Annotated in this window: 8 protein-coding genes; all 8 read left to right on the forward strand. The window is 40.4% G+C overall.

Translation table 11 applies throughout. The features are described from left to right. A partial coding sequence (locus tag W7W_RS22480) for a phage baseplate assembly protein V (RefSeq protein WP_044085023.1) occupies positions 1-812 on the forward strand: 812 nt, incomplete at its 5' end. 217 nt (positions 813-1,029) lie between these two features. Further along, the gene (locus tag W7W_RS23305; RefSeq protein WP_010665056.1) at positions 1,030-1,746 is read left to right on the forward strand and encodes a PAAR domain-containing protein; all 717 of its coding nucleotides are present in this window, start codon (positions 1,030-1,032) and stop codon (positions 1,744-1,746) included. Between the two features lie 9 nt (positions 1,747-1,755). Beyond that, positions 1,756-5,031, forward strand: a complete 3,276-nt coding sequence (locus tag W7W_RS0118025) for a toxin VasX (RefSeq protein WP_010665057.1) — start codon at positions 1,756-1,758, stop codon at positions 5,029-5,031. Next, positions 5,025-5,798 carry a hypothetical protein gene (locus W7W_RS22995; RefSeq protein ID WP_010665058.1) on the forward strand — a complete coding sequence of 258 codons (774 nt, stop codon included), beginning with the start codon at positions 5,025-5,027 and terminating at the stop codon, positions 5,796-5,798. Before W7W_RS0118025 ends, W7W_RS22995 begins: the two co-directional genes overlap by 7 nt. Positions 5,799-6,140: 342 nt before the next feature. Continuing rightward, complete coding sequence (locus tag W7W_RS0118040; RefSeq protein WP_010665060.1) at positions 6,141-7,034, forward strand: TMEM14 family protein; 894 nt, start codon at positions 6,141-6,143, stop codon at positions 7,032-7,034. Then, entirely contained in the window at positions 6,997-8,181 is a 1,185-nt protein-coding gene (locus W7W_RS0118045) for a hypothetical protein (protein ID WP_010665061.1), read from the forward strand. The genes W7W_RS0118040 and W7W_RS0118045 overlap by 38 nt, the downstream gene beginning before the upstream one ends. 11 nt (positions 8,182-8,192) lie before the next feature. Then, entirely contained in the window at positions 8,193-9,443 is a 1,251-nt protein-coding gene (locus tag W7W_RS0118050; RefSeq protein ID WP_010665062.1) for a hypothetical protein, read from the forward strand. Between the two features lie 74 nt (positions 9,444-9,517). Continuing rightward, the gene (locus tag W7W_RS23600; RefSeq protein ID WP_157202506.1) at positions 9,518-9,658 is read left to right on the forward strand and encodes a hypothetical protein; all 141 of its coding nucleotides are present in this window, start codon (positions 9,518-9,520) and stop codon (positions 9,656-9,658) included. Positions 9,659-9,821 lie beyond the last annotated feature (163 nt).

Genomic DNA, 9,821 nt, shown 5'->3' on the forward strand with positions numbered 1-9,821 from the left:
GGGTGGCAGGAGGGACCGAAATGTTGCCCGATGATCATATTAAAACCCCCACTGCCTTTCCTGAGCCGGCTACGGTTACCGACAATGCCGACCCGCTGAACATGGGGCGTGTAAAGGTTCGTTACTTCTGGCAGGAAGAAGAGGAGAGTACCAACTGGATGCGCTTGCAGGGCCAAAGTGCCGGCGGCAGCGATGTAATAAAGAAGAATCGAGGCCTGGTATTCATCCCCGAAATTGACGACCAGGTGATGGTGGCTTTTGAGCAGGGCAACCCCGACCGCCCTTACGTTACGGGAAGCCTTTTCCACCGCGACAATGCCTCCGGCGCTGCCACCGACAACAATATCAAATCCATCACCACCCGCAGCGGCCACACAATCGAGTTTGATGATACCGAAGGGGAGGAGAAAATTCATATTCGGGATAACGGCGGTTCGGTGATAACTTTCGATACTAAGGAGAAATCGTTACTTATTAATTCGGCAGAGAATGTGGATATCAGTGCCAAAAACATCAATCTTTCAGCCGAGGAGAATATCACTCTGGGGGCAAAAAAGAATTTAGAACTGGCTGCCGAGACCGATGTCAATACAGTGGCCAGGGGGAATGTGGCTCTGCAGAGTGATGGGGATACCAATGTGGCTGCTAAAGGTGCCGTAAATGTGGAAGCTAAGCAAGACGTGGCCATTAATGGTATGAATGCCGCCCTCGATGGCAAGCAGAATGTAGATGTAAAAGGTGGGATGCAAACAAATGTTTCCGGTACAATGACTGTAGTAAAAGGAGCTGCATTTCAATTTGATTTGAAGTAGAGCTATTTAGTGCCCGTCTATAAAGTCGGGAAACTATTTTAGAAATCATGTGTCTGTTAAGAATGTGCCAATTGTGAGGCTTGCGAAGCCGCCAAAAACGGAGTTTACTTTTCGTAAATGAGTATTTTGGCGGCAAGCGTAACGAAGCAAGTTGTACTTTATGGACAGACACTATTTAAGGGTATAAAATGTATAGTATTATCATAAAGAAAAAATCATGGCAGGAAAACCAATAGCAACAGTAGGCAGTATGCACGTTTGTCCGTTGTGTTCGGGTCTGGTTCCTCATGTGGGAGGCCCGGTAACAGGCCCCGGGATGCCCGGGGCCACGATTAACGGACAACCCATTGCTGTAATGGGCGATATGTGTACTTGTGCCGGGCCGCCCGACATGATCGTTCAGGGTTGCCCGGGTGCCACTATAAATGGAAAACCAATTGCAACTGTTGGGAGCATGACAGCACATGGAGGACAGATAGTCCAGGGGATTCCCGGTGCAACCATCAGTCCAAGCAAACCTACTCCGGACAAAACTATGCCTCTTAAAGAAATTCCTTTTCCAAAAATAACCATTGCCGACAGGGTTGGCGCTGCAGTAAAAGGGAAGAGAAAAGATTTGAACGAGGCGAAGAAAAATCAGGAGCAGATTAAAGAAGAAGCTGCAAGTAATGAAACGAATCAGGAGCCGGCAATCGTGAATCTTGAGTGGGGGCATGAACAAATAATTGTTCGACAATCGAAAGTCATTAAGCAAGTTACACTTATTGCAACTGTAGCTGGGATAAAAGATGGAGAGACGGCCGATTTCTATCTTAAAAGAGACGTTCTTGCAGATAATGAAGATGAATCAGAAGAGGTTACAAAACTTTCAGGAACTGTAAAAGATAGTAAAGTTGAAACTATCTGGGAGGTTGAAGATACTAACCCAGAATAATACTCAATTATGAATGAAGAAAATTTAGAAGTAGAGGAGAAACAAGCCAAACAATTTGATCAGGTAGTGGGACAATATTTTTTTGAGGTGGAAGTCGCCGGATTGAAAAGTGGGCGAAGTCCAATTCTTGAAGCTTTAAAGCCGGGTATTGATCTTCATTTTTATCGTTACGGCTTGTTTCCGGAAAGCGCAAAGAGCACCGGTAACGATCAAGCATTATTGAGTTTCAATAAAGATGGGGAAAAGGTAAAGCAACCCGAGGAATTAAAACCCGGCGGGGCCCCTTCGGTTGATGGATTTTTCTATGGAAGAACTGTTCTCAATCCGGGTTATTTGTATGTTTTTGATGCTAACAATGAAAATTTATGGTATGAATATGAAGTTGATGGATTTGGTCGATACATCCCCGTTTTATGGGCGCAAAATAAGGAAAACGGAAAATATAAGGATGTCAGGGAAGCTAATGGAAATGCTTTAGACTATATAACTTTTGAGATAGACACAGAACTTTGGGTTGCGTATTCTCCGGTTCAATGGAGTGTTGACTATTATCAAAGTATTCGTTCGGACGCAGAAAAACGTCAGAATCGGATGTTGAAAATTAAATGTACCGGCTTTAAAAAGGATGAAGCGTCTTCCAATTTTAACATCCTGCCATTTAATGAAGTTGAAACAATTTATTGGAACGAAGAGAGTCATTTTCCCCTTTGGTTTAATAAAAAGATTGATTCCTGCAGGGCAAATTTTGAAAGAGATTTGAAAAAGGAGAGTGATCCTGTCAAAGAGGACATGCATATCACTTTGTACGATTCTGTGGGGTGTGCATTGGATATTAATCAGGAGTTGGGCTTTAAAAATATTGAATTCAGAGCCTTGGTTGAAAATATAAAAACCGGTCAACCTGTTGATTACATCAAAAAAAAATTGATGAATGAGGAAATGGATATTCCTCTGGTTAGTGATGAACATTATCATCTGTTTCTTCTGGCTCTGACCTGTTATCAAATGGTATATTCCACCAGGGAAAATACTGAAAAATATGATGGAGGAAAAACCGGGATTAACTTTTTTGATACGCATTTCCCTCATCAGCTCGAAGCACAGAATCAGGCAGATGCGAAACGCCGGAAACTAAAAAGAAAAAACAGGAGTTACTCATCCGGATATGGTAATGGTTACCGTGATATGGGTAGAGCAATTCAGGAAACGCAACACAGCGATCCCAACCGAGTTGGTCAGGAAATATTTATTGGGTATGGTTTGGATCGGCAGAAAGTAGAGGGCATACTTGGCATAGAGGATCGCCAAAAGCTGAGAAGTCAGATAGAAGAATTGCGGGATAAGTTAGGGGATTTCCTTAAGTCCGCTTATTTCAAGGCAGTGCTGGATGACTATCTGCACAACACTGAAGTAGGAAAATTAGATGGAATGGCCGGTTTTTCTGTTATTTTATCTAACCTTTTTGTTGCACCGGCCGATGTGGAAAGACATTTGTTGCTGCCCCAACATCGGAAAAAAGATGATCAATGGAAGCAATGGATTTGTGCTTTAGGGGACGACAAAACAAAAAACCAGAAAGTTAAAAATACCGGGGTAAAAAGTAAATCCCCGGGATATCAAAGCAAAGATCCTCTTCATGCACTTATGTCTTCTGATATAGATTTGCAAACAAAATGGCAGGAACAACGAGGCATCGCTGTAAAGATGGCTGCCTTCATAAAGGCACAGTTGAATTTTATGTCTGAACAGGCCATTGAGCTAAAGGAATTCGATGGCAAGCCTGTTGTGAGAGCGACTGATGTTAAAGAATTTGTGGTTAAAAAGCTACAGACCAAATACAAATATAAGGGTTCGCCGATTATTCTGCTTCGGCGCAGTGAAATTTATGCTCAGCTCAATGCTTTCGGATACAATTTGGATGAAAGTTATGTGAAGATAGCTACCTACAATGGCCGAAATGACTGGTTGCGGATATATCAAAACTCCGAAAATGTTTCAGTATCTATTGAAGATGGAAAAAAGATGATTGAATTTCCGGTGGAGTATGACCGGGAGCTATCCAAAACAGAACTAAATCTAAATAAACTTAACCACAAAGCGGCTAAAATATTAAACAGTGGATCTTTTAATGGGTTTATGGCAGGCTTGCAGATGTTGAATATGTATGCCACGGTGAGTGAGTTTGAAAGTAATAGATTTTGGAAATCTTTCCTTTCTACTGGAGGCGTTGCAGCAGATCTTACGGAGGCTGTCATCAATGTTCAGAAAGCGCAAATGGCTGCTAAGGGAATGGGTGAACTATCTTTAGACGTTATTGGTAGAAGAGCTAAAGTTTTTGGCGCCATTGGTGGTTTCGCCACCGCCGGAATATGCATTTGGGATGCCGTAGATGCTTTTAACCAGGGGGATTTTGATGCCGGCGTTGCCTGGGTTGGTGCAGGGGTATCCTACGGGGTAGCTACCGTGATGACCACCTTTTGTTCCGGAATGGCGATGGCCGGTCCGGTTGGTTTAATTGCTGCCGCGGCAGGGTTCGGACTTTTTGTGTTGGCCAAAGAGCTAACAGATGATGAATTGGAAGATTATTTTAAAAATTTCCTGTTGTGCGACCGGCAGACTTTCGAAAAAGAGACAGATGAAAGTCCGGGCTATTACATTTCAAGAATACTGAGCAACCGAAGAAGATTAATGGGCAGTGACCCGGAAGACGAAGATTTGCAAATGCTTATGAATCCTTATGATGCCCTTGCCCGGTTGTATGATCTGATTGTTTGTCCGGTAATGACTTTTAAGGTTAAAAATTATGAGGCTTTAAGTAGTTATTACAATACCCCCTATGCTTCCGGATCAATAAATTCATACCTGTTTAAGAGTTTTAAAATAACGATGGAGTTTAATCGTTTTTTTAATGAATACAGCTCAATTGAGTCTCATGCGTATTTGTTTATGGATGGATTTAAAAGAGGTGAGTCTGATGAGTTAAAAGAGGGAAGGAATTATGCTATTTATGTTTATCCGGATAACAGGAAGCAGTTAATGGTAGATCTTTACATCCCTCAGGATTATCTGGGAGAATTAAAAACGCAAAGTGATCTTTTATTTGCCGTAAGAATAGATAATTCACTATCTCAGACGCCCTCCTTCCCTTATATTCTTGATGGAGAAAAACGATATCTGGGTGCTATAGCGGATCTTGGTAGTCTAATGTCTCCCACAAAATTTAAGCAGGTAGAAGAGGTACAAATAGATACACTCGATCATTTATTAAACCCTAAAACATGGTAGCCAAAAAGAAAAAACATGAGTTGTACCGAAAAATAACTCACTCCGAATATAAAGGCATAAAAAAGATTGGTGATAAGGGGCCGCAAAGTTGGTTGCCCAAAGTCATTATTGAACCAGATGAATTAGAGCATAAAAACAAAATAGATCATGAAGTAGTCAATGATGAATTTATTAAAAAATCCCCTAACGCCCACATAATGCCCCAAATAGGGGGGGGGGTAGCTTTGTTGGCGATTGTTTTATATACTTATTTTTCAATAAAAAAAGATAGTTTTGGAGAAGGTTTTGATCTTTTTCTTTATTTCTTTTCGTGGTTCATATTAATTTTATTCATTGTTTATTATTATACCATGCCCAAAAAAGAGATCATCTTTAATCGCATGGAGGGAACCATTACTTTTCCCGGATGGATGTGGAACAAGAATATTACCATGCCATTTGATAAGATCAAATTTTCTTATACAACAGGTGGTGCTAATATGATTGGTGCCTATCAATTACAATTGGTCAGACCCGATAAGGCAGGATCAATCTTTTTTTTTCCAATGGGCGCAAGGGATTGTTATCATGCATTATCTTTTATTACCTGGTACATGGATAAAAACCGTCCTTTGCCCTCGCACAAAGATTTTGACCCATACCGCGAAAAGGATTTTCAGCGTCGCAAGAAGAAAAAATTCCCAAAACCGTTGTATAAAAGTCGTATTCCTACACCGGAAGCGACCCCTGAACAGCAGGCTGAGCGGGAGAAGTACTGGCGGGGGTAGGTTTGGTGATAAGACTTTATGTAGAATCGGGCTGTAAAACGTATGCTTGTTTTTTCCCGAATAGGGTGGAAAATGATGAATGGGAGCCAGCAGGGAGTGATTTCCCCTGGGAAATTGACCGGGATGATCAACAATATCCTCTTTTGAAGATAGATATTGAACTTTCTGAAGGCATTGCGAAACGGATAAAAAGTAAAAGTCAGTTGTTATTGATAGATTGTCCTGAACTATTTTGGTCGGCAGGGAAAGTGAATTTTTGATTGTGGATTGGGATAAGTTCTAACGGGAGTTACAGCCATCCTTTGCACCTGGGAGGCCATTGAATCATTCAATTCCGGGGATGTGGATGCCGGGATGGCTTTAATGGGAGCCGGTGTGGCGTTTGGTACAGCTGCCGGTTACTCCGCATACAAATTGGCTACCGGCTCTAGTGCCGGCCCCTTAGGATGGATTGCAGCCTTAGCCGGATTTGGTTTTATGGGTCTGGCATTTTATTTAAAAGATTCCCCTGCGGAGCATTATTTTAAGAACTTCTTATTTCGAAACCGGCATGAGCTGGTTAAAGATGAGGATGAAACTCCAGTGAGCTATTCCCGGCATATTTTAAAAGAAAAGAAAATGTTGGTGAAGTCGAAGTACCACCAACTTTATATGTTGCCATCAGATGCAGCAGCTTCCCTGTTTGATTTATTTGTATGCAGACAGGTTTATTTTAAAGGAGCCCCCGACATCTCAGTGTCTCGCTCAAAACGTGGCGGAGTGTATGAAGCGAGAAATTTTAATTTGGAAATTGATCTTTTTGGACTGCTTACAACCACAGAGCAGTTTGAATATAATTTGTATTGGGATGCTGAAGGGGTTGATTCCAGAAAAGGCCGGTTTGATGAATTACCTGAAAAGGATAAAGCCAGACATCTATTATCCATTGAAGAAAAGAAATCGGGAGTTCGTTGTTTGAGAGTAGAATTTTCCATGCCCGATAAGTGGATGAATACGGCCAATGATGATTCAGAACTGTTAATGGTTTTTCGCTTAAATATTGACAAAGAGCGAAACATTCATTTTCCCTATGACCTTTCAACGCAGAAAAATCGGTTTATGGGTGCCAGAACAAAAGTAAAGTATTCAAACCCAATCGGTTTGTTTGATGGTCTGGAAGCATTGGCCATAGGCAACACCCGTAGTGCAGTAAGAATTGATGAAGAAACGGAACTCCTGTCATCCAAAAATTGGTAAATGGTTTAGTAATGAAACGAAAGAAAAAAAAGTATACAAAAGAAAGTTTGTATCGGGAAATTACCCATCATCATCGGGTAGGTACCAGCAAGAAGGGGTATTTGCCCCCATGTCGTGCAGTATTGTGAGTGCTTCGGCAGGTTTATCCAGTTTGGCCATCGCTGCCTTTTATGCCAAGGCATCCTGGGCAGGCTGGGCTGGCTTGTCTCTGGCAACCATTGCTATCGGCACAAAATTTTTATATGCTTATTTTAAAGATACCCCTTTTGAGGGCTTTGTTAAGAAGACCATGTTTTACAATTGGTTTAGGTATAAATTGAAAGATGAACTGTTTTTAAGTATTCAGGAATTGGGACAAGAGAAATATAGGCGAAAATCTCTGGAGGCCATGACCAATAAAGACGAGTTGTACATGGACGTCAGTTATCTGTTGGAAGAGTTTATTTACCTTCATAGCTTCTTGTTTAATTTTGAGCCCCAACTTTCCTTTATAAAAAAATCGGTGCCCGTATTAAACGCATATGGAAAACTTATTGATCATCGACCGGTAATAACCGAAATGATGTTGAATGTAAGCAGCGATCTCTCATTGCTGGCGGCTGATATTCAGGAAGTAGAAATTGAATCTTATTTTGTAAAAGATAATCTTGACCTTTGGTTTGGCTATCAGGAGGAGCCAACCCCGCTTTTTAAAAACAATAGCTATGAGGCGTTTTTTATTTCGAGAGATGTTGCCCATAAGTTGAGCAATCATTTAGCATTGACAAATGATGAAAGGAAATACATATCTGAACGACAAAGGTATAATGGTATTGAAGAAACAGACCTTGCGAACAGTCGATTTAAATTTAGCTATCGAAAAAAACTAGGTGAACTTACAAGTTTTGATGGGAAAAGCTTAGAATTTGTCGGTGCAGAGCCCATCGCAGCAGTACATGGTGATGATAACCATTATTTGGTACTAATGGTTAAAATGAAAACTTCGGATGGTCATTTCATACCGATGCCACACAACACCACAAAGGAAGAAAGATGGCTTTGTTATACTTATGCATCCACACTTTCCAGACGGGCAAATTCAGCTAAATTAACCTTTAAAGAGAGTGGCATTTATACAAAGAATAAATTCTGGAAGAAAACTATCTAAACTGATAATTAATGAAACTAAGTAAGTCTGCCAGAATCTCGCTGGCAATAACAACAGGAATATTAACATTGGTGGTCAATGTGGTGCTTTTTATGGGTGCTTTTTTTGTTAATGGTGCAATTGAACCATATTTAGAACGGCCTGGGTTATATGAACTAAACAAAAGGATTGAAGCAGAGGAAAATGAAGAAAAGCAGGTTAAACTTGGGTATGAATACAAATCACTTGAGAGCAGAGACTTATCTGCTTTCGAGAAAGCTTTTCTGGGTTTGCTACAAGGCTCAGCATTTATACTCGCCATCTTGGTTCTGCCGCTGGGTTTCGCTCTGGTATTTAAAATTGCACCCTCTAAGGATTTGTTTTACAAGGGCATTCATTCGCGAATATTTAAGTTGGATAAGCACCTATTAGCAGAAGCAGAGAATCCCGGAATTTATAAGTTTCACCGCGTTGATGATGAGTACTTTATTTTCAGTAAACCCAAACTTCGTAGAAAACTGATGAGTACTTTTATATTATGGATTATTATTACCACAGTGGCTTTTATTGCTCTTTACGATCCTAAAACGGTGGAGATTCTTGGTTTGCCTGTTGCAGCACTTTTAATTACACTTGCCATTTTCTTAAGAATGGTATTGCCGGCTCCCCGCCTGGTCTTTGACCGCATAAAAGGGCAGGTGAACCTTAAAGGGAATATAGTCAATCCTGGCTTCACAGTCAGTTTTGATAAAATCTCTCCATCGATGATGTATGGCGAGTTAATGGCTATTGCTCACCCTAAATTTTCATATGGGATTATTGCTTTTGGGGCTTACGACCAAAGCACATGGAGTTTTTACACCCAATACATGGATAAAAACCGGCCACTACCATTAGGCACTGCACTGGACGAATATCGCGAAAAAGACTTTGAGCGAAGAAAACGAATTGGATACAAAGCCCCCTTGTACCCCTCAGCAATGTACATCTGTGATGCAAACAGCGGATATGTTAACGGCACAGCCGATTTTAAGAAAGAGATAAAATCTTTTAAATTGAAGATTGAAGACGCACACAGCAAGGTGCTAAATTACATGGAGAAAGATGGAACCATCATCATGGATCCCTATAAATTGTGCTTTTTAGGCTTGTACCGCGATTACATGGTTTTTAAGTTTATGGATGAGCCAAATTACGATGACTTACAGGTGTTTGAGAATAAAAGTGACCTAACGGGATGTTATTTGATTCATAAAAAGACTTTGAAGATAGAAACACCCTAGGATTTTAACCCAAATGTGATTAATAAGTAAGCTTAAACTATAGAAAGCAGAATGGAACGGTAAATAGTTTAGTAATGAAACGAAAGAAAAAAAATACAAAAGAAAGTTTGTATCGGGAAATTACCCCCGTCGGAGTGGAATTGTATTCTACTCCGTTTACCTCCCTTGGATTTGTAATTAGGGGTGGTCGAAAGATTTTCATTGTCAATTTCTAAATTTCTATTTTGTATCAACAAAAAAACGACTGGGCGTTTATAACCTTCTGTTAATTAATATTTTAGTGTGATTTTTTGTCATGTTCTTTGTCAGATAATATTAATTTATGTAAAAAACTTTTAGGAAATAAGAGTTGGATTGACTATAAAACTGAAAAAACTT

This window comes from Marinilabilia salmonicolor JCM 21150 (assembly GCF_000259075.1).
Classification (GTDB): Bacteria; Bacteroidota; Bacteroidia; order Bacteroidales; family Marinilabiliaceae; genus Marinilabilia; species Marinilabilia salmonicolor.